21 protein-coding genes and 2 pseudogenes are annotated in these 20,022 nt (G+C 37.8%); 11 read left to right on the top strand and 12 right to left on the bottom strand.

Translation table 11 applies throughout. From position 1 onward, the window contains the following. Nucleotides 1–18: 18 nt before the first annotated feature. The 3 genes from CYAN7822_RS29810 (at nucleotide 19) to CYAN7822_RS29800 (ending at nucleotide 2,474) form a co-directional block, all read left to right on the top strand. On the top strand, nucleotides 19–474 hold the full coding sequence (locus CYAN7822_RS29810) for a hypothetical protein (RefSeq protein ID WP_013334682.1): 456 nt from the start codon (nucleotides 19–21) through the stop codon (nucleotides 472–474). 381 nt (nucleotides 475–855) lie between these two features. Continuing rightward, nucleotides 856–1,842, top strand: a complete 987-nt coding sequence (locus CYAN7822_RS29805; RefSeq protein ID WP_013334681.1) for a mechanosensitive ion channel family protein — start codon at nucleotides 856–858, stop codon at nucleotides 1,840–1,842. 302 nt (nucleotides 1,843–2,144) lie between these two features. Beyond that, entirely contained in the window at nucleotides 2,145–2,474 is a 330-nt protein-coding gene (locus CYAN7822_RS29800) for a four-helix bundle copper-binding protein (protein ID WP_013334680.1), read from the top strand. Between the two features lie 169 nt (nucleotides 2,475–2,643). On the opposite strand, the gene CYAN7822_RS29795 is transcribed toward CYAN7822_RS29800, so the two are convergent. The 5 genes from CYAN7822_RS29795 to CYAN7822_RS29775 form a co-directional block, all read right to left on the bottom strand. Then, nucleotides 2,644–3,207: a general stress protein gene (locus CYAN7822_RS29795; protein ID WP_245602826.1), complete on the bottom strand. Its 564-nt coding sequence runs from the start codon at nucleotides 3,205–3,207 to the stop codon at nucleotides 2,644–2,646. Continuing rightward, nucleotides 3,182–3,922 (bottom strand): potassium channel family protein, encoded by a 741-nt coding sequence (locus CYAN7822_RS29790; protein ID WP_013334678.1) that lies wholly within the window; start codon nucleotides 3,920–3,922, stop codon nucleotides 3,182–3,184. Before CYAN7822_RS29790 ends, CYAN7822_RS29795 begins: the two co-directional genes overlap by 26 nt. Nucleotides 3,923–4,149: 227 nt before the next feature. Next, complete coding sequence (locus tag CYAN7822_RS29785) at nucleotides 4,150–4,611, bottom strand: BON domain-containing protein (protein ID WP_013334677.1); 462 nt, start codon at nucleotides 4,609–4,611, stop codon at nucleotides 4,150–4,152. 33 nt (nucleotides 4,612–4,644) lie between these two features. After that, nucleotides 4,645–5,283, bottom strand: coding sequence for a hypothetical protein (locus CYAN7822_RS29780; protein ID WP_013334676.1), 639 nt, complete (start codon nucleotides 5,281–5,283; stop codon nucleotides 4,645–4,647). Between the two features lie 321 nt (nucleotides 5,284–5,604). Beyond that, nucleotides 5,605–5,958, bottom strand: a complete 354-nt coding sequence (locus CYAN7822_RS29775) for a hypothetical protein (protein WP_157871988.1) — start codon at nucleotides 5,956–5,958, stop codon at nucleotides 5,605–5,607. Nucleotides 5,959–6,035: 77 nt separating this feature from the next. Here CYAN7822_RS29775 and CYAN7822_RS34975 point away from each other — a divergent pair, with 77 nt between their 5' ends. Beyond that, nucleotides 6,036–8,354 carry a glycoside hydrolase family 31 protein gene (locus CYAN7822_RS34975; protein ID WP_083786949.1) on the top strand — a complete coding sequence of 773 codons (2,319 nt, stop codon included), beginning with the start codon at nucleotides 6,036–6,038 and terminating at the stop codon, nucleotides 8,352–8,354. A gap of 37 nt (nucleotides 8,355–8,391) precedes the next feature. Further along, nucleotides 8,392–9,717 (top strand): DUF2254 domain-containing protein, encoded by a 1,326-nt coding sequence (locus CYAN7822_RS29765; protein ID WP_013334674.1) that lies wholly within the window; start codon nucleotides 8,392–8,394, stop codon nucleotides 9,715–9,717. A 13-nt stretch (nucleotides 9,718–9,730) separates the two neighbouring features. Here the strand turns inward: CYAN7822_RS29765 and CYAN7822_RS29760 are convergent, their stop codons facing one another. The 4 genes and pseudogenes from CYAN7822_RS29760 to CYAN7822_RS29750 form a co-directional block, all read right to left on the bottom strand. Further along, complete coding sequence (locus tag CYAN7822_RS29760) at nucleotides 9,731–10,285, bottom strand: HPP family protein (protein WP_013334673.1); 555 nt, start codon at nucleotides 10,283–10,285, stop codon at nucleotides 9,731–9,733. A 12-nt stretch (nucleotides 10,286–10,297) separates the two neighbouring features. After that, nucleotides 10,298–10,477, bottom strand: coding sequence for a hypothetical protein (locus tag CYAN7822_RS39810; protein ID WP_245602825.1), 180 nt, complete (start codon nucleotides 10,475–10,477; stop codon nucleotides 10,298–10,300). Next, nucleotides 10,471–10,719, bottom strand: coding sequence for a hypothetical protein (locus tag CYAN7822_RS39805; RefSeq protein WP_245602824.1), 249 nt, complete (start codon nucleotides 10,717–10,719; stop codon nucleotides 10,471–10,473). Before CYAN7822_RS39805 ends, CYAN7822_RS39810 begins: the two co-directional genes overlap by 7 nt. Nucleotides 10,720–10,750: 31 nt before the next feature. Further along, nucleotides 10,751–13,077: pseudogene (locus CYAN7822_RS29750) on the bottom strand (molybdopterin oxidoreductase family protein). 304 nt (nucleotides 13,078–13,381) lie between these two features. Between CYAN7822_RS29750 and CYAN7822_RS29745 the strand changes: the two are divergent. The 5 genes and pseudogenes from CYAN7822_RS29745 to CYAN7822_RS38165 all read left to right on the top strand — a co-directional run bounded on the left by CYAN7822_RS29745 (nucleotide 13,382) and on the right by CYAN7822_RS38165 (nucleotide 16,886). After that, nucleotides 13,382–13,801 (top strand): response regulator, encoded by a 420-nt coding sequence (locus CYAN7822_RS29745; RefSeq protein ID WP_013334672.1) that lies wholly within the window; start codon nucleotides 13,382–13,384, stop codon nucleotides 13,799–13,801. 497 nt (nucleotides 13,802–14,298) lie between these two features. After that, nucleotides 14,299–15,792: a DNA polymerase III subunit beta gene (gene dnaN / locus CYAN7822_RS29740; protein ID WP_013334671.1), complete on the top strand. Its 1,494-nt coding sequence runs from the start codon at nucleotides 14,299–14,301 to the stop codon at nucleotides 15,790–15,792. Between the two features lie 60 nt (nucleotides 15,793–15,852). Next, nucleotides 15,853–16,176: pseudogene (locus CYAN7822_RS29735) on the top strand (AAA family ATPase); the annotation flags it as partial. 20 nt (nucleotides 16,177–16,196) lie between these two features. Then, a complete protein-coding gene (locus CYAN7822_RS29730) occupies nucleotides 16,197–16,685 on the top strand; it encodes a hypothetical protein (RefSeq protein ID WP_041934104.1) in 489 nt (162 codons plus the stop codon). 48 nt (nucleotides 16,686–16,733) lie between these two features. After that, nucleotides 16,734–16,886 (top strand): HU family DNA-binding protein, encoded by a 153-nt coding sequence (locus CYAN7822_RS38165; protein WP_157871987.1) that lies wholly within the window; start codon nucleotides 16,734–16,736, stop codon nucleotides 16,884–16,886. A 116-nt stretch (nucleotides 16,887–17,002) separates the two neighbouring features. On the opposite strand, the gene CYAN7822_RS29725 is transcribed toward CYAN7822_RS38165, so the two are convergent. After that, entirely contained in the window at nucleotides 17,003–17,515 is a 513-nt protein-coding gene (locus CYAN7822_RS29725; RefSeq protein ID WP_013334670.1) for a PIN domain-containing protein, read from the bottom strand. After that, entirely contained in the window at nucleotides 17,508–17,855 is a 348-nt protein-coding gene (locus tag CYAN7822_RS29720) for a hypothetical protein (protein WP_013334669.1), read from the bottom strand. The genes CYAN7822_RS29725 and CYAN7822_RS29720 overlap by 8 nt, the downstream gene beginning before the upstream one ends. 314 nt (nucleotides 17,856–18,169) lie before the next feature. Between CYAN7822_RS29720 and CYAN7822_RS29715 the strand changes: the two genes are divergently transcribed. Beyond that, entirely contained in the window at nucleotides 18,170–18,835 is a 666-nt protein-coding gene (locus tag CYAN7822_RS29715; protein WP_013334668.1) for a response regulator transcription factor, read from the top strand. Here CYAN7822_RS29715 and CYAN7822_RS29710 read toward each other — a convergent pair. After that, the gene (locus CYAN7822_RS29710; protein WP_013334667.1) at nucleotides 18,818–20,005 is read right to left on the bottom strand and encodes a hybrid sensor histidine kinase/response regulator; all 1,188 of its coding nucleotides are present in this window, start codon (nucleotides 20,003–20,005) and stop codon (nucleotides 18,818–18,820) included. The two genes, CYAN7822_RS29715 and CYAN7822_RS29710, sit on opposite strands and share 18 nt — an antisense overlap. Between the last annotated feature and the right edge of the window lie 17 nt (nucleotides 20,006–20,022).

Genomic DNA, 20,022 nt, shown 5'->3' with positions numbered 1-20,022 from the left:
AGAGAATTGTAATTAATTATGCGCTCACCTAATAATTTTTATACCTTAATTAACCAAATTTCTGAGCAAGTCAATACTCAACTTAATGAAAGTAACAATAGCGAATTTGAAGTAGCTTTAGCTTATGCTATAAAAAGCTGGTGTAACTATTTAGAAACTCATCCTAAGTTAAATTTATTGTTTACTTCTGAAATGACATATAATATTCTTTCAAAAAGTGGTCAGGCTTCAATGCCACAATTAACCTATAATATTTATCAAGAATGGAGAAGTGATCAGGAAAATAAATTAGGAATTATTTCTAAAGCTTTAGAAGTTCCTAATGGGTTAACTTTATTAATCAATAAAATTTTTACTTTACTGAAAATTAAAAACGACGATCTAAAAATTATTGTACTTTTTGCTTTTGTTTTTGTAGCAGTTTTATTCTTAAATAATATTATTAATAACCCTCAAAAAAAAAATTTAATCTAATGATAATTACCAACCAGATAATTAACTAGCTTTTGGAAAAAATTGCATTATTTTTAGCTTATTCGATTAGTGATTAATTTTTTTAAGAGTTATTAAATAATGTTTTGTTGTGGGAGAGCTTGAATATCTCTCTCGGGCTAGGCGGTTTCCGTCGAAAAGCAACAGCAACTGGTACTTGCAAAGAGCAGGAGTTAGGCCGTCCTCATGAGAAAAAAGAAACGTTTTATCTCCTTCGTTGTAGCATACATTATTAGCGAAAAAAACTAACATTAGTTGTTTTAGGAAAAGTTAAAAGATTAATTACCGACCTTTGATAGATGTTTTTTATGTAATCTTGACTTATTATCAGTAATAAATGATAACTTGAAAAAATAAAAATTCATGAGTATAGAAATATCAAAAGCGTGGAATCAAATCCAAGATATGATTAATAATTTCATAGCTCTGCTGCCTAATTTACTTCTAGAATTTATTGTTTTTCTCGTCTTTTTTTTAATAGGAAGAGTCGTTAAAAGGGGAGTCAAGCGATTAACCCGCCATCGTCGTCAAGCTCGAAATTTAGCGTTAGTTTTAGGGCGCTTGGCACAGGGAATTATTATTTTAGTCGGTTTATTTATTGCCCTATCTATAGTTATTCCTTCCTTTAAAGCGGGTGATTTAGTACAACTGCTTGGCATTAGTGGAGTAGCGATCGGATTTGCTTTTCGAGATATTCTTCAAAATTTTTTGGCAGGAATTTTAATTTTACTCACTGAACCTTTTCAAATTAACGATCAAATTATTTTTAAAGACTTTGAAGGCACAGTTGAAAATATAGAAACACGGGCAACAACCATTCGGACTTATGATGGTCGTCGCATCGTTATTCCCAATTCTGAATTATTTACTAATTCGGTTTTAGTCAATACGGCTTTTGAAAACCGTCGTTTAGAGTATGATATTGGGATAGGTTATGGAGATGATATTGAGGGCGCAAAACAATTAATTTTAGAAGCTATCCGCTCTACAGAAGGGGTTTTAAGCGATCCAGCCCCGGATGTTCTTGTCGTAGATTTAGCGGCTAGTACCGTTAATATTCGTGCCCGTTGGTGGATTCAACCCCCTCGCCGTTCTGATGCTTTAGACTTAAGAGATAAAGTATTAACTGCTATTAAAAATAAGCTTACGGCTAACGGCGTTGATTTGCCTTTTCCTACTCAGCAAATTCTATTTCATGATCAAACTGAAGAAACCGATGGTGATCGCTCTCGTCAACGAGAAGGCTGGCCAGCCGGCAAAAATCAAGTTCCCATGCCTCGTTATCAAGCTTTGCTCAATAAACAATCTAATTCTCACGCAGTAGATAATAATAATAAACGTGGGCATTAGTGATGAAAAATAATAACGAAAAAAAAATTCGGGCTTAGGGAGAATTATTAAAATTACGCCTGTCGAAATATTAAATTCCGAACCTAGTCAATCTGGAATTAGCTCAAAATGTCAAATTCTGTCTTAAGTTAGAAAAGTATTTATTTCTGTGGTAGGACATAATCTATAAATTTTTTTTATAAGTTGGAAACAGAAAAGACATCTTAAGCCCAATGTAGATTAGTCCTTTTAAGTCAAGTTAAATCAAATTATTTGGGCTTTTTCAACAAGTTTAAGCAAATCTTAGTAATTTGGAGGTAGATATGCCTGAGCAACAACATCAGTCAATTCTAGATGCGGCTATCCATTGTGCCAGAGAATGCGAACATTGTGGAGATGCTTGCATAGGTCAGATGCCTGAATGCGCCAAACTTTGTCGGGACTGCGCTCAAATGTGTTGGACGATTGCTGCCTATATTAGCCGAGATTCTCGATTTATCCCTCATATCGTAAATTCTTGCCTTAACATTTGTCAGGCCTGTGCGGATGAATGTTCTAAACATGATAACGAACACTGTCAAAAATGCGCTCAAGCTTGTCGTCGTGCAGCTAGTGAATATCAAAAAGTCGCTAGTTTAGCAGGGGTCGCCTAATTAATTTTTTAGGGTGAAGTAGACTGTCAAACAAAAAATTGGGTTTTGATCAGCTACTTCACCAAAAAAACACTCTCTTACTTTAGGTTAGAGCGGCAAAAATCCCACGTCTGCAAAAAACAGCATGGGACTTTTAGAAAGCGACAAGCGCACGAAATACAAAGGTGCTTTACAACAGGTTAGAATTAGACTCTCTATAAATTTCAAAGTCTTGAATCGAATAATTCCTTAAAATTTCTGTTGCCTGTCGGATTTGATCTTGAGTTCCACTGATCATGATTAAATAATCACCCGCTTCAATGCGATCACTATAAGCTTGGGCGCGTTCTTCAGGAATCCCTAAACCAACCAAACCACCAACAATCCCGCCAGCAGCAGCACCAATTCCCGCTCCTGCTAGAGTTGTTGCTAAAGTACCTGCGGCTAAAAATGGACCGGCACCAGGTACTAATAATACTCCTAAACCAACCAATAAGCCACCAACACCGCCGAGAACTGTCCCTGCTGTTGCTCCTGCGGCTGCACCTTCTTTGGCTTCATTGCCTGTCATGTCTTGGGCTTTTTCAACTTCTTTAGGGTTACGGGCGATTAAAGATACATTGTCCATGTTAAAACCAGCATCTTTAAGGCCGCGAATCGCATTTTCAAGATCTTCAGATTTTTGGAACACACCTACAGCGCGTTGATGAATACCTCCTGTTTGGGGATTAGCATTCAGTGGTGGTCTTTCCATAATCATAATTTTGTTCTCCAATTCTACCAATAAAAAATGTAGCCAGGGTAGCACTTACATAACCAAAAACAGCGAAAGCATAAAGAGCCAAAAACCAACATAAAAGACGACCTTCGGGAGTTTTTGGGAAATAATCTGAACCCATTGTCGTCATAATCATTGCTGTCCACCATAAAGCTGTGCCGAAATTGGATAAGCCGGTATTAGGAACATCCCCTTCAAAAGCATACATTCCGGCTGCTCCCAAAAAGATCACTAAAGTGGTTAATCCAAGGACATAACCAAAACCCCGCCTTTGAAAACTACCGGACAGAGATCGCATTCCTCGATTAGTTCGCAAGATCAATCGTATTAATTTCAAACCGCGTACACTGTGAACGCTCTTTAAAAGTTGTAAATAGCGCACGAAGCGCAATAAACGTATGGCAGGCAGAGCTAAAGAAAAAGCCGTTAACCAATTTTGTTTAAGATAGGCTAATTTGCGAGGAGCAATGATAAATTCTAAAGCAAAGTTTAGTCCAAAAAGCACCCAAATTGCCGTTTCTAAAACATCTAGAAAAGGCGTAAGACCCCAAATTAGTTCAGCAACAAACAAAATCAGCCAAATAAAGCTAAGAATTAGCATGGGAACATCAAGCCATTCTTCAAGCTGTTGCAAAATTTCATGTCGTTCGCGTTCCAGAGTATTTTTGTGAGGAAAATTTATAGGATTCATCGTTACATTAGTTTAAAAAAAATAAAATCATTGTAAATGAATTAAAATGGTTTAATTCAATCGCTATCACCGCTCTATTGATGAGAGTATGTACCTAGAAAAAACGATAATTGAGGAAGCATGGACAGTTGCAACCTTAACTATCTGTTCCTCAATTTTTGTTCATGGCTTTATCGCTGCACCTTTCATTTGATAATATGCAAGTGTTAGCCCATAATACAAAATAATTATCTTTTAGTAGGAGTAGGAGGGACAACCTCAACATTAACATTAACGGCTTTAACTCCTTTAATTTCTTTTGCCAATGGCTCAATAGTTTGATATTCTTTTTGATTGGGAACTACACCTACTATTGTAACAACCCCATCTTCGGCCTTAACTGTTAGCTGGCCACGAGGAATGTTTGCCTCTAATTTAGCGCGGACTTCGCTTTGTAGATCAGCATCGGTTCTTTCTAGCTCATTGTCTGACCATTGATTCCGTTCTTCTCGTGCCCGAATATCGGCATTAAGTTGCGCTTGGCGAATCTTACTTTCTGCGTCTTCTCTTGTTTCTCGAACGTCCTGGGGATTTTGTACAGAACCATCTAAAGTGGTGGGTGCATCTCTGCTAGTTCTAGCGACATTACTACATCCAACAGCCCCGATGATTAAGAAACTACTGAGTATTAATAGCGTAAATTTATTCATTGGTAATGTCCTCCTATTTTTAAAAAACTTATGTTAAAGAATTTCTTGAAGGTTAAGAACTACGGCTATTGGCTCACTTTGGGCTAAATCATTTTGAGTTGGAGGCAAATTATAAACATTCCATTCTTGAATTCCTAAAGAAAGCATTAAAGATTCTGCTCGTTTAATATTTTCTCGGTTTCCCTGAACCACAACCAGAGCGCTATCCGATTCGGTTTTAAAATGTTTTTCATAAATTTTGGCTTGCTTTTTGGGAATACCCAAACCAATCAAACCTCCTAAAACAGCACCTGTAGCTGTGCCTATCGCACTTCCTGCTAAGGTAGTTACTAAAGCTGTTCCCTCAGCACTGGCTAAAAGAATCGGGCCAACACCCGGAATGGCGATCGCTCCTAAACCTACTAAAATTCCTGTAAATGTTCCTACTAAAATACCCGCGATAGCACCCGTTTTTGTTCCTTCATTGCTTTTGTTACCAATAATTTTTTGAGTAACGCTAATATCGTCTTTTGGGGCTGATCTGATATTATTGTCTTGAGTAAGCAGAAAAATTTTGTTTTCAGCAAAGCCAATATTTTTTAATTCTTGAATTGCTTGTTTAGCCATTGAGCTATTGCTAAAAATTCCTATGGCTAATTTAGAAGGGTTAGTTATATTTGAAGTATTATTCATGATTCTATCTTCCAACTGTCTTAGTAACAGTTTATATCCACTATTTAATTTTAAGATATTTAAAACTCATCTAATAATTTTGACTGAGTTTTAATTTAATAACAGTATAAAAATTATTTTAGCAAATTTAATCTATCTTAAGAGTAAAGCTGTTGAGTTAAAATTTATAACTTTTGAAATAAAAATAAATATTTATTATTGGGATTAAATAAAAAACTCCCCAATAGGGAGCTTTAGCTTAATTGGTGAAAAAAATGATATTCTAGATTTTTTTACCCCTAATTACCAACTCAAAACCTTTTAACTTACTGATGAGATATTTTAGTAAGTTCTATTCGGGTAATAAGCATTATTATTGTTAGCCATGTTACGAACCGCCTGTAGTAGTCCTAAATTTTGAAGTTCTTGAGTAACCGCATTATTTTGACAAACTTCAGGCACTACAATGCGAGAATTATGGGGATACTCATAATATAAGTTAGGGCAAGGATTTTGTGGCCAAGGTGGTGTACCCACTACATTTAAATCTGACATATAGATTATTTCTCCTGTAGCTGGAATGGTAATACGATCAGGGATAGTAATCTGTTGATAATTAGTCTGAGCAACAGGATTTGCAGAAGCAGCAAAGGGAATCATCGGAAGTATAACTAAGCTCCCCAGGGCTGCACCCATTAGTTTTGCTGATTTTGCTAACTGTTTGAAGAAAAACATTAAAATCTCCTTTGATATTCAGTTAAGTTTGCAGTCTTATATCAAATATCTCAAAAACATCCCAAAGTCCTGAAAAATGTCTCAAGGCAGAATCAAGTTTTCAAGGTGGATATTTCCAATTTAAGCAATTAGAACTAGAAATAAAATTTTTAGCGGCTGATTTAGTTCAAATCGATTGGAAATACCCAGTTCCGCCCGTTCCTTATGGAATTATTGCTCAAGATTGGCCAATGGTAGAGACAACTTTTGAGCAAAGACAAAATGAGTGGATTATTTCCAGTTCTAAATTAAAAGTTTTAGTGAGTCAAGAAGGTAGCATAACTTTTTACACAACTGATGGACAACTCTTACGAGAAGAATTGCCGCCTCAGCGCCAAGGACAACAGTGGTTGCATCAAGCCAAATTGCAATTAGAAGAACATATTTATGGGTTAGGAGAAAGAGCCGCTCCCCTCAATCTTCGGACTTCTCCTAATACAGATGAACCGCCAAGATCTTATCAAATGTGGAATTATGACATGGGTGGAAGATATGGTCCCGGCGCAGATCCTCTTTATCTTTGCATTCCCCTCTATTTAGGACTTCATGCTCAAGGCAGTTATTTGATTTTTTATGAGAATCCCTATCGTGCCACCTTTAGCTTTAAAGATGTTGCTCGTGCTGAATTTGAAGGGGGTGCATTACGGTATTATGTGGCAAGTGGCGAACCCGCTCAGTTACTTAAACGATATACTGAGTTAACGGGTCGTCCTGTCTTGCCTCCCTATTGGGCGTTTGGATATCATCAGTCTCGCTGGGGATATGAAACCGAGGAGGTAATTCGCTCTGTAGCCCAAGGATTTATAACTCATAACCTACCGTTGAGTGCTATTCATTTAGATATTGACTGTCAAAACGGTTTCAGAGCCTTTACGATCGATCCTGATCGCTTTCCTAAGTTAGCAAATTTTTCCCAAGAACTCAAAGAGCGAGGGGTGCGACTGGTGACTATTATCAACCCCGGAGTTAAAGCCGAGCGCAATCGTAAACTATTTGAGGAAGGAATAGCGCAGGATATTTTCTGTAAAGGGGAAGATGGTAAGCTGATCCTAGCTCCCGTATGGCCGGGAATGTGTGCCTTTCCCGATTTTACTAACCCTCAAGCCCGGCATTGGTGGAGTAGGCAATATGAATATTTACTCGATTTAGGAATAGCGGGTTTTTGGCATGATATGAATGAGCCGGGGGTATTCACCTTGTGGGGGGATGCTACTTTACCTACTGTAACCCAACACGCTATGGAAGGCCGAGGAGGCGATCACCGGGAAGCTCACAATGTTTATGGTTTACTGCAAGCACAAGCGGGTTATGAAGCTTTACGAAATTATCAACCGGAACTGCGTCCTTTTATTGTTTCACGCGCCGGTTGGGCAGGATTACAACGTTATGCTTGGACTTGGACGGGAGATATTGACATCACTTGGCAAGCTTTAGCACAAACTATCCCTACAGTTTTAAATATGGGACTATCAGGAATTCCCTACACCGGGCCTGATATCGGTGGTTTTAAGGGAGATCCTACAGCAGAATTGTATTTACGCTGGTTTCAAATGGCTTCGTTTTTGCCTTTTTGTCGCACCCACTCCGCCAATAACGCTAAACCTCGCACCCCTTGGAGTTACGGAGAACCCACATTAAGCATTGTTAGAAAGTTTTTGAAATTACGTTATAGTCTTCTACCTTACTTTTATACTTTAGCTTGGGAAGCTAATCAGACGGGATATCCTCTCATACGTCCTCTTTTTTGGTTAGATAATGAGGATCGAAGACTTTGGGATGTGGAAGATAGCTTTTTAGTGGGTAATGCTTTAATGGTTTGTCCGATTTTAAAACCCGAAAAGCGATCGCGTCGTGTATTGGTTCCTAAAGGACATTGGTATCATTTTTGGGATGATCAAGTGTTAGAAGGTAAATGTGAAATTGAATTAGATGCACCTTTAGAACAAATCCCTTTATTGGTTCGTGCTGGCAGTATTTTGCCAATGGAAACAGGACAACGACTAATTTTGCACATTTACCCTCTTATTGAAGGATACAGTCAAGGTTACTTATATAGTGATGCCAAAGACGGTTATGGAGATTGGCGGTTAGATACATTTACATTAGCGCGAGAAGAGGAAGGCTTAGAATTAATTCGTTCAGAACAAGGAAACTATGATTTTCCCTATTCAGAAATTGAACTTTATTTACATGGGATGAAACTTCAACAGGTTTGGGTTGATGGTGAGGAAATAACTGACTTTTCTCCTGAAAAATTAGTTTGCTGTCTTTTTAATAAAGTTCGTTTAATTGTTGAACTAATGATTGTTGACTCTTAAAACATTTTTATCCAAACTTATCAAAAATGTTGAAACGATGAAATCTGCAAAACTTAGTAAAATTTGGGATGTCCTTCATACAAGTTATTGGTTTGTGCCAACTGTAATGGCAATCAGTTCAGTAGGACTTGCCTTTATTATGTTAATTTTGGATCAAAAACTCGGCTCCGGATTAGTTAAAAAATTAGGTTGGATTTATACGGGCGGACCTGATGGTGCTAGAGCCGTACTTTCTACTATAGCTGGCTCAATGATTACGGTGACGGGAACAGTTTTTTCTATCACAATAGTTGCACTCTCTTTAGCTTCATCACAATTCGGGCCTAGACTATTACGAAATTTTATGAAAGATACAGGGAATCAAATAGTTTTAGGAACATTTATCTCTACATTTATTTATTGTTTATTAATTTTACGAACAGTTCATGGTCATGATTATGAGATATTTATTCCTCAAATATCAGTTACTGTTGCTATTATTTTAGCCATGATTAGCATTGGTGTATTAATCTTTTTTATTCATCATGCCGCCCAATCAATACAAGCTGATATTGTGATTGCTGAAGTCAGCAATGACCTTAATCAGGCTATAGATTCTCTTTTTCCGGGAAAATTAGGACACAAATCTTCACTCAAACCACAACAACCTTCTCCGGAATTGTTGGCAAATTTTGACAATAATTATTCCCCGATATTAGCTCAAAAAAGTGGTTATATTCAAGCTGTTGATGAAGAAAAATTATTAAAAATAGCTAAATATCATAATTTGATTATTAAAATTCTCCAACGCCCCGGAAATTTTATTATTAAAGGAAGTGTATTAGTTCTAATTTTCCCTCGTGAATTTGTTAATAAACACCTCATTAAACAGATTAATCAAATATTTATTTTAGGTTCACACCGAACTCAACAGCAGGATGTTAAATTTACAGTCGATCAGCTTGTAGAAATTGCCATTAGGGCACTATCGCCGGGGATTAATGATCCATTTACTGCTATTAGTTGTATTGATCGGCTCAGTCAAGGTCTCTGTCGTCTTGTCGAGCGAGAAATTCCGTCTTCCTATCGCTATGATGAAAATAATCAACTTCGAATTATTGCTAACCCTGTCACTTTTGAAGGAATGGTAGACGCGGCTTTTAATCAGATACGTCAAAATGTTAGTTCTAGTGTTGCTGTTAGAATTCGTTTGTTAGAAGCACTTGCTGAAATTGCGGCTCATACCGATAATGATGATTATCGACAAGTTTTGATGATTCATAGCCAAATGGTCAACCAAGATGCTTTAGAACGAATTTCCGAAAAACGAGACCTTAAAGATATCCAAAAACGATATTTAGCAACTCTAAAAAACTTAAAGTAAAATTTATTTATTATTACAAAAATGGCTTTTTTGCAAGCCGTAATAATCGTAATCCTTCACCAAAAACGGCTAAGAGCAAAACACCGATAATGACCGTTAGTGCATCTTGCCAAGTGACTTTTAAGCCACCAAGGGCAACCAATAAAGTAGTAGCCGCCGAAGGGGGATGAGAAGCGCGCGCTAATATAACTCCAATCATGTTTAACACGATTGCCAACAAAGCAGCCCAAACTCGAATTAAAGTCAAATGATTAGACGATAATACCCCTGGCGCATCGCTTGCGTTAAGGATAATTACAGCAAGACAACCTGCACCTAATCCAATTAAATGACCGACAACAATATTATAAAAACGAGCCGAGGGAAGTTGAGGATTTTCAACTAATAAAAAAGCACTTGGACCTAAACTAGGAAATAGCCAAGGCTGGCCTACTACAATCCCAATTAAACCGACTATTAAAATTAACAAACCAGCCGAAAAAGGGGCCCATATAAAATCTGGTAATTTAGAAAACCAGTTTTTTTGATGAGAATTTGACTGTTGATTTTTTTGACTATTGTGAACCATAATGTTAAGTCATTACTCGGCAACGACTAAAGTTTGTGGGGCAATATGTTTAATTCGAGTAATCAACCAGGAAATTTGGCGCTTAGTTTCTCCATCAAATTGTTGACATAAAGTTTCGAGTTCACTATCTCGTAAAGCTCTGGCGGCTTGTAATAAAACAATCCAGCATAAATAAACTTCATTAGCTAACAACCAGTGCGCGGTTCTTCAAAAAGTGTTTTTGTCAGCCGTTCGGGTTCAGAGCTTTTATCCTCCTTATAGCGCTCTAATACAGGTTTAAGGGCTTGAACATGATGCTGTGACCAAGACGACAATAACAAGCAATTTTGATAAATATCAGGTTCATCCCCATGATGTTGAGCGATAGTATCAAAAGCTTTAGCGAGTTGTTGTTCACTATGGTGAATCAGTCCTAAATAATTTGCTAAGTGCATGGTTTTATTGAATATTGAAATTAATTATGGTTTAAAATTCCTTTTGGGCATCGGTTGGACGGATACTGACTAGAGGACGAATTCTGACGGCAGCATATTTAAAGTGAGGTTGCTTACTGATCGCATCCCATTCCGTAATCGTTAACTCATTAGCCGCACGAGGGCGTTCTGGATCGTCCCAGTAGCCATAATGAAAAGGAATAAAAAGAAGTCCTGATTCAATATCGCCAATACGAGCCGGTTCTATCACTTGACCCCGACGTGAAGTAATTTCAATTAAGCCACCCTCTTCAATTCCATATTTTTGAGCATCCTCAGCAGAAATTTGCACAAAAGCATCGGGTGCAGCCTGATGGAGTGAGTTCGAGCGTCCTGTCTTCGTGCGAGTATGAAAGTGATAAACAATGCGCCCGGTAGTTAACATGAGTGGGTACTCTTGATCGGGCAGTTCGTGAGGTGGCTGATAGTCAGCCGCTTTAAGAATAGCCTTGCCTTTTGGATCATTAGCGCGGTATTCTTCTGGGGTAATAGCAGCACCCGTCACGAGATCGTGACCATAATTTTCGCAGTAGTCAGGATTGGTATTAAATACTCCATCAGTATATAAATGGGGTGTTCCGTCGGGAAATTGTTCATTACAAGGCCACTGTATTCCGGAATCCTCGCTGAGTTTGGCATAGCTTAAACCTGTATAGTCGCAAGGACGACCGCGAGTACATTCTTTCCACGCTTCAAAAGCCTCTTGAGGATTATTCCACTTAATTAAAGGTGCGCCGTCTCGGTCTCGAAAATCCATGCGACGTGCATAGTCAACAAAAATATCGAAATCAGACCGGGCTTCTCCTGGGGGGGAGATCGCTTGATGAGAAATATGAACGGTACGATCAACGTTAGTAAAACAACCGGTTTTTTCTCCCCAAATAGCGGCTGGTAAAACTACATCAGCTAATGAAGCCGTTTCTGTGAGAAAAGCATCTTGTACAATCACAAATAAATCATCTTTTGCCAAAATACGACGGACACGGGCTAGATCGGGAAGGGATACGGCGGGGTTGGTGGCACTAATCCATAATAATTTAATCGAGCCAAGTTCAGCAAAACGCCAAATTTGCATGGCGTGGGTTGGGGGGGCCCAATGGGGAATAATATTAGGTTCGACATTCCACAGTCTTGCTAATTCATTGATGTGTTCGGGATTATCCCAATTGCGAAATGCTGGTAGTGCCCCGTCTGCGCCACATTCACGAGTGTTTTGTGCGGTGGGTTGACCGTTCATTTGGTAAATGCCACAACCCGGACGCCCAATTAAACCCCGAATTAGATGTAGATTATTCACCTGACAGGCGGCTGCTGTTGCTTGCATCGATTGATAAACGCCTTGAAGCACTGTAGTTACCAGTGTTTTTGCTTCTCCTAAAATTTGGGCAGCCGCGCGTAATTTTTCGGCACGAATGCCTGTCACTTCTTCGACGCGCTCGCTTGGCCATTGGCTGACCGTGCTTTTTAATTGTTCAAAGCCAACCGTATGAGCTTGAATATAATCTAAATCGATATGCCCAGCTTCGATAATTAAATTCAATAAACCGTTGAGAACTGGAATATTAGTACCGACACGAGGGGCTAAATGTACGTCAGCTTCTTTGGCTGTAGGAGTGAGACGGGGATCGATCACTACTAATGAGGGCGGCTTTTCGCCTCGTCGGCGGTCAAGAATTCGCATCCACAGAACTGTTTGTTGTTCGGCGATGTTATGTCCGACGTGCAAAATCGCTTCGGTGGTGTCGAGATCAGTATAAGAGCCGGGCTGCCCATCAGAGCCAAAAGTTTCTTGCAAAGCGGCGGCGGCTGTGGCCGTACATAATCGAGTATTCCCATCCATGTGCGGTGTGCCCAAGCCGGCTTTTCCGATCACGCCTAAAGTATAATACTCTTCGAGAAACAACTGTCCGCTAGTATAAAAGCCGATCGCGCTACTCGTATGTTGAGCGATAATTTGTTTCGAGTGTTGCACGATTAAATTCATGGCTTCATCCCAAGTGGCTTTTTCAAGTTGACCGTTACAACGAATTAAAGGATGAAGTAAGCGATCTTGACTCTTATTGGCTACCCAACCATGCAACCCTTTAGGCCCTAAACGTCGTGATTAACTGCATCGACGGCACGTCCCCGAACCCCGACAATTTGATTATTTTTGACCCCTATATCCATCCCACAGCCATTTGAGCATAAAATACAGGCTGATTGAATCCATTGTTCGGGTTCTTCTTCTATGCGCTGATCCACTCTTACCGGCCAATTTTTTACGTAAGGAGTACGCTGACCCCAAATGTCAGTGATACTGTTGCGGGTTTCTTGCATACTTGTATGACACTAAAATTTTTGTTGTTTTATTTAAATCAGAATTGATTTACAAAACCTCTATCTTAAGAAATATAAATATTATTTTATAGTATTATTATATATTAAACTTAAGGCGGATGCTTTGTAATAAAGTTTATTTGCATAAATAGGCGTAGATTAACGATATTTCGCTTTTAAAAATTAAATATTATCGAATTTAAATATTGTTTCATAAAGTACAGTTAGCTTAAAATTATAAAAATCAAGCTAACTCTAAAAAAGTTGGGTAAATTCCCTGTTTTTGCCCTTGCTAAAACTACAAATGATCCATTTTTTGCTAGTCGAGGATGATGAAGTTGATGTCCTGAAAGTCAAAAGAGCTTTTAGAAATAATCATATAACCCATCCCTTGTATATAGCCAAAAATGGTAAAGAAGCCCTTTTTTGGTTACGCTCAAAAAATGGAAAACCGCCTATTGTTCCTCAACATGGCCTTTTGACTCTTTTAGATTTAAATATGCCAGAAATGACTGGAATTGAATTTTTACAAGAGTTACGCAGTGATGTTAATCTCAAAAAAATTCCTGTAATTGTTTTAACCGTATCGGAAAGTGAACAGGATCTATTAAAAGCCTATAATTTAAATGTAGCAGGTTATATACTTAAATCAATGACATTTGAATCTTTTTCGCAAGCTATCATTACTATTAATAATTATTGGTCGTTAAATTTGTTACTTTAAAAAACCAAAATAGAAAAATTTAAAAAATATAAATATTTATATTTTTTATCGCTATAAAAAGACATATCTTAAAAAATTTTATTAATTTATTAATCGAAAAAAAAAGCGCAGTAAAGAAAAAAAGACTATTTTTGTAGTTTTTCTCACAGTTAACTCTCAAATTGCTCATTGAACAATTCATTTGCAAACTAACTTTGATTCGACTTTTACCCTGTCAAGCCGTTAATTTTTTTGAAGAAATGGCTTGCTATTGGCTGACTTTCTTGGAAAAAGTTTTAGAACGAAAGAGTAATAACATGGTGATTTTTCCAGATTGAGGATAGAACGAAATTAGAAAGAAGAGCATTCACTAACGCACTCAAAGTACAGTTAACCGCCTTGGAAATAGAGGAATAATTTAGGACGGTCGGGGTCGTAGATTTCTCGTTGACGGCTCAACAATAATATTATCGAGGGCGATCGCCCTTTTTTTAGCAATAAAGTTAATTTAACCAATCATGACTAAAACGACGGCTTCTAGCACCAATACAAAAAAAACTCAATCTTCTGTTCAGAAAAAATCAACGGATATTCCCAAGTCATCTAACCCTACCGAAAAGCAAGTAAAAAGAACAAAAACTGACTCTACAACCTCAACCGAAAGCCAAGCAAAAAAAGCAAAAGCTAACTCTCCTACCAAGATCGAAAACCCATCTAAAAAAGCAAAAACACCCGCTACATCCTCTAGCGAAACTGGAGAAGATAAATCAAAAACTGATGCTACCCCCCCGCAAGAACAAACTGTACAAACCGAATCTCAATTAATACAAATTAGCACTGATAAAAATGCACTTCTTGAAGCGATAGAGCTAGTTAAAGCTGGAATATCAAACAACCCTGCTTACCCGATATTAGGGATGATTTTACTAGAATTAGAGACAGAAAAACAACGGCTAAAGCTAAGAAGTTATAATTACGAATTTGGATTTAGCACAGAAATAGAAGCAGGAATTACAGGCAAAGGTTCTATAGCCTTACCCGCCGCTTTATTCTATGCTATTCTTCGTAAATTTCCTATGGGAGAGTGCTTGCTCACTTTACAAACCAATGATGAAGCCACAGATGAAATCGTAGCCAAACTCTCACTCAAAGAACAACCCGACAACTTCTTTGAAATTAGAGGACTACCAGGCAATCAATACCCAGAATACCCAACCGTTTCTCCTACAACTGTAATGGCTTGCTTTAGCGGCGATTTTCTCATCTCTATTTTCAATGGAAGCCTATTTGCCGCTAGTAATGAAGAAACTAAACGAGTATTAACGGGAACACATTTTCTTCTTTCCTATAATCCCGACAAAAAGCTGACTACCTTAAAAACCTTTACCACAGATGGCCATCGAATGGTCTTTAGTGAAGGCATGACAAAAGATCAATCAACCCTAGACGAACCCGTCAGTTTAACCATACCTGTTAAAGCCCTACGGGAACTTCAAAAACACCTTTTACCCAGTGATCAAATTAAACTCTATTTATCAGAAAACCTCTGCCGCTTTCAATGGGGATTGAACGAACTGGTATCGCGTACTATTGAGGGTGCATACCCAGACTGCGAAAATGTTATCAATGAAATTTTAAGCCAAAGTAGCCACTCTTTTACCTGCCAACGGGGACAACTTCAAGACACCCTAGAACGGTTTTTAATCCTCTGTACCAAATCAGAACGGGTGATGAAAATGAAGATTGAATCGGAAAAAGATTATTTAAGTATCTCTCAAAAAGATGTCGCCAGAGGACAAGAATCAATTCCTATTGAAAACTTTACGGGCAAACCCTTAAAACTTCTCTATAACGTTAATTACTTGCTGGAAATTATTAAAGCCATCCCTAATGACACAATTATTCTACATTTAGGAAATAGCCCTACCGATGCTACCTTAATTACCCCCTCAATTAATTCCTCTCATTCCCTCGCCGTTCATCTCAAATACCTGTTAGCACCCCTCGCATAATTCCTCGATGCGCCCTACAAACTGTTTTGCTTTTAAAACCTTAGTAAAATTTTACCCATCATGGAAACCCAAAATTGCTTCACCACCGGTACTTTCCAACCCCTTCACTTAAAATACAGACCACAACAGTTTAAAGATTTAATCGGACAAAAATTAATTGGTCGTGCCCTCAAGAATGCGATATCCTCCTTAAAAATTGCCAATTCTTATCTATTTACCGGACCTAGAGGGACAGGAAAAACCAGCACCGCCCGAATTTTAGCTAAAGCCCTTAACTGTAAAAGTAGTCATAAACCCACAATAGAACCTTGTGGACAATGTTCTTCTTGTCAAAGTATAGATCGAGGAAGTTCCATGAATGTGACTGAAATTGATGCGGCTTCTCAAAAACCCCTCAATCAATTTTGAAAAGTTTAATTGAAACCTATCGAGATTTATTATTACTCAAATTCGACTCCAAATGCCAAAGCTTAATCAGCGATTATTCAAATATTATTCATTTACAAAAACTCGCCAGTCATACAGAATTTGAAATTCTCTATCAAGGGCTGCAACAACTCATCCAATCTGAAGAACTCCTTAAAACTTCTTTAAATGCAGCCGTTTGGTTAGAGATCTGTTTACTTAAACTCATCCCATCTACTCCCATTTTTATATCTGAAAAATCTATCCGTAATGGTCAAGAAAAAACCAGCAAATCCCAATCTCAAATTAACCCCAGTTGTATATGGAAAAAGGTTGTAGAAAGCGTAAAACCGAATAATCGTAGAGTGCTTTCGTTGGCTACTTTAATTACTATTTCTGAGCAAGAAGCTGTCTTAAAGGTTCCTAGTTTAATTACTCAATTTAGGACTTGGCTATGGGTTAAATCTGCTCTCATTAAAGGGCTTTAAAACGACACTCAAATCGCTTCTGTCTGTAAAATTAGTAATCCTAAACGAATGTATTTTCTCCGACAAGAAGTTAAATCCCTTGATGTACGATCACTATTTTCGGCTTTAGAAAATTTAATCTCTCTAGAAGTGGCTCTTAAAAAAGGTCATTCAACTAAACTCATCTTACCAACGCTGTTGAAAATCATTCAAACTTTTTAAAAAAATGGGGTTAGAAAAATTAATGATTTCGAAAAAGCTACAGTCTTCTAATCTTAAAAGGGAATACCCGTAAGACATACAATACAGTAAACATCTTACACAAATCGAACTTACCTCTAGGGAATTTGTCCTTGATGAATCCAATCTATCATTAAATAAGGATGAACAATATGAAAACGATGATTTGGGGCAACATGAATAGCGTGACGTTGAGGAATTATTAGTTGTGTATCATTAGATATAAAATCTTTAAAATTTGCTGTTACTAAAACATCAGCCCGTCCGGCTAATGCTGTCTCGAGAACGTGCGCGTCTTCTGTGTCTTGAATTGGAATTATCCCCGTACCCCCTAAAGTTAGTGACACTCCTAATTGTGCATATCCTTCGATTGCATTTATGTACATTGCCGTTGCTAAAGATGACACACCTAAATCCTTTTCTAATACCTTTTTTAAACGATTGAGCATACCCCAAGATATGATTAACTGTACTTCTCCTAAGAAACTTTTGCCTTCTCTTACTATCTCCACAATGCGTTGACTTGATGTATCAGATCTTCCTTTTTTCTCTGATAATAAGGCAGCACACCAAATATTTAGATCTAGACACAAGCGCAACGAATTACTCATCACAGGTTAAATTAACTGCTGCTTTTAAAATCTCATCTTCACTCTCTAAATTTCCTAATTCCTCTAGCTTTATTTGTTCTACCACTTGTTGAGCCGCTAATTTATATTGAACATTCAATAACGTTCTGGTTACTTCTTTGATTAGAGACTCCCAGTCCTGTTCATTTCCCAGAGCTTTTACTTGCCATAAAGCTTCTCTTGCCTCTTTAGGCAAAGAAACAAACAATTTTAAAGCCATTCCTCCTATTTGCGCTTGGGTTCTTTGTTCTACTTTAGCTATTATTCCTAAACGCGACGCGGTTTCAGCGTCCGTATAAGCTGATATCGTTTTTCCTGCCATGTTATTTCTCCAATTTCTATAGATATTATAACTTCTATAGAATCAGGTTTAGAGACTTTTACATTTCACGAGTACAGTGCGCTTTATTTATGTCCGACTACTTAGAAGTGATATTCACCTTCAGGAGTGTTGAAACCTCGATTTATGGGTTCGCATTTTTTTTTCAAACTGTTTGCTATATTCTGACAGATAATAGATGTGATTTCGTTATGTTTTTAAATAGTTAATTATAATTTATTTCCGGTTTTTAAATTAACACTTTATAATTTAACTAACACCAATTATGCTCATCAAAATCGTTTTAAAAATTAGCCATGATTAACCTTATTGCCATTGAAGACGACATGATGTTTTTAATCGGATTAGAACACGCTTTAAAAGTTGACCCATTTAATTTACTCGGAACCAGCAACAATGTACCAGAAGGGATGGAACTCCTGAGAAAAAATAATCCTGACTTAGTAATTATAGATATGTCCTTAAAAAATGGGGAAAGTGGAGTAACGGCGCTCTCCCAAATTAGCCGCTCACACCCTCATATTAAATCCTTAGTGCTAACCGCATCTTCTCAATTTGAACTTGCCCTTAAATCTTTATCCTTTGGGGCTGATGGATATTTAGTTAAAGGAAAAAAACCTGAAAATATCAGAGCCGTCATTAAAATTATTTATGAAGGCGGAATATATTTAGATCCTTCTTTCAAAGCCAATTTTAATAACACCTTAACCCCTCCCAATCTTCAAGCACTCAACTCGCCTATCCCAGAGTCGTCAAAAAAACTTCTCTCAAAATTTAGTGAAGCTGAACTAGAAGTCTTTCAACTGATTGGCAGTGGATATACCAATAAAGAAATAGCCGCTATTACCAATAAACCCTTAGATACAATCAAATCCATCATCACTAGAATTTTTCACAAACTGAACCTAACCAATCGAACTTTAGTCGCTTTAAAAGCTCACTCATTAGGGATAGTTACTTAACGGCAAATCAAACCAAAAAGCCGCCCCCTTTTCCGTTTCTTCTAGCCCAATTATTCCCCCATGCGCTTCAATAATTTTTTGACAAATATATAACCCCAACCCAAAAGAATGACCAAAACCTGCACTCTTTACTCCCTGCCCACTACTTGAATAAGGTTTAAATAAATTCTTCTTAAACATCCTTGGAATTCCCACCCCATTATCAATTACCCAACACTGCAACCATTCTCGTTCCTCTCTCATCACCAAGAGCGCTTTCAAGGTTAAAATAATCCCTGGCTCATTGTATTTAAGCGCATTACCGATTAAATTAAAATAGACTCGACGTAATTGAACTACATCTGCTTTTAGAACAGGACAACTTTCAATAAACAATTCATGATTAACCGTAACAGCATTTTTTTCTAAAACCAGCCGCCATTCTAAAAGTACCTCACTCACAATCTCTTCTAGCTGTACAGTCGTCAAGTTAAGCACCAACCCATCAACCCCTTCCTTCTCCCGTTGCGCCCCCACAAGTGAGTCAATCAACCTTTCTTGTGAACTACAACTTGATAGCATCGTAGAAAGCACCCGCCGCTCAATCTGGCAGATTTCCCCCTTTTGCTGGCCTAAAATGGTACTGAGGGTTAATCCCCATCCCAATAGCGGATTTTTTAAATCGTGAGAAACAGTATGCAGCACAAAGCGCATCGCATTTTGGGCTTCTTGAGTCGCCTTAATTTGAGCCGCCAACCCATCATTTTGTCGTCGCAAAAACTCATTACGTTTACTCAATTCCTCCTTTAATTGATGAAGACTTAAATGGATGTGAACCCTAGCAATCACTTCAGCCGCATGATAGGGTTTGGTAATATAATCAACCCCTCCTAATTCAAACGCTTTTACCTTATCTGACACCCCTTCTGCTGCACTTAAAAACACAATCGGAATATCACACCAATCTGAGGCGGCTTTTAAAGTCTGACATAGCTCAAATCCATCCATTACCGGCATCTTTACATCCAGTAAAATCAAATCGGGAATTTGATTTTTTATGACCCCTAAAGCCGCTCGCCCGTTTATGGCAGAACGGACTTGATAGCCAGCTTCTCCTAAAATCAGAGCCAGCAGACGTAAATTCTCTACCTCATCATCAATAATCAAAATATCAAATTCAATTTTTGGCATCTCTTCTCGAGTTTTTA

This window comes from Gloeothece verrucosa PCC 7822, assembly GCF_000147335.1.
GTDB classification, from domain to species: Bacteria; Cyanobacteriota; Cyanobacteriia; order Cyanobacteriales; family Microcystaceae; genus Gloeothece; species Gloeothece verrucosa.
This window is presented reverse-complemented; position numbering and strand designations above follow the sequence as displayed.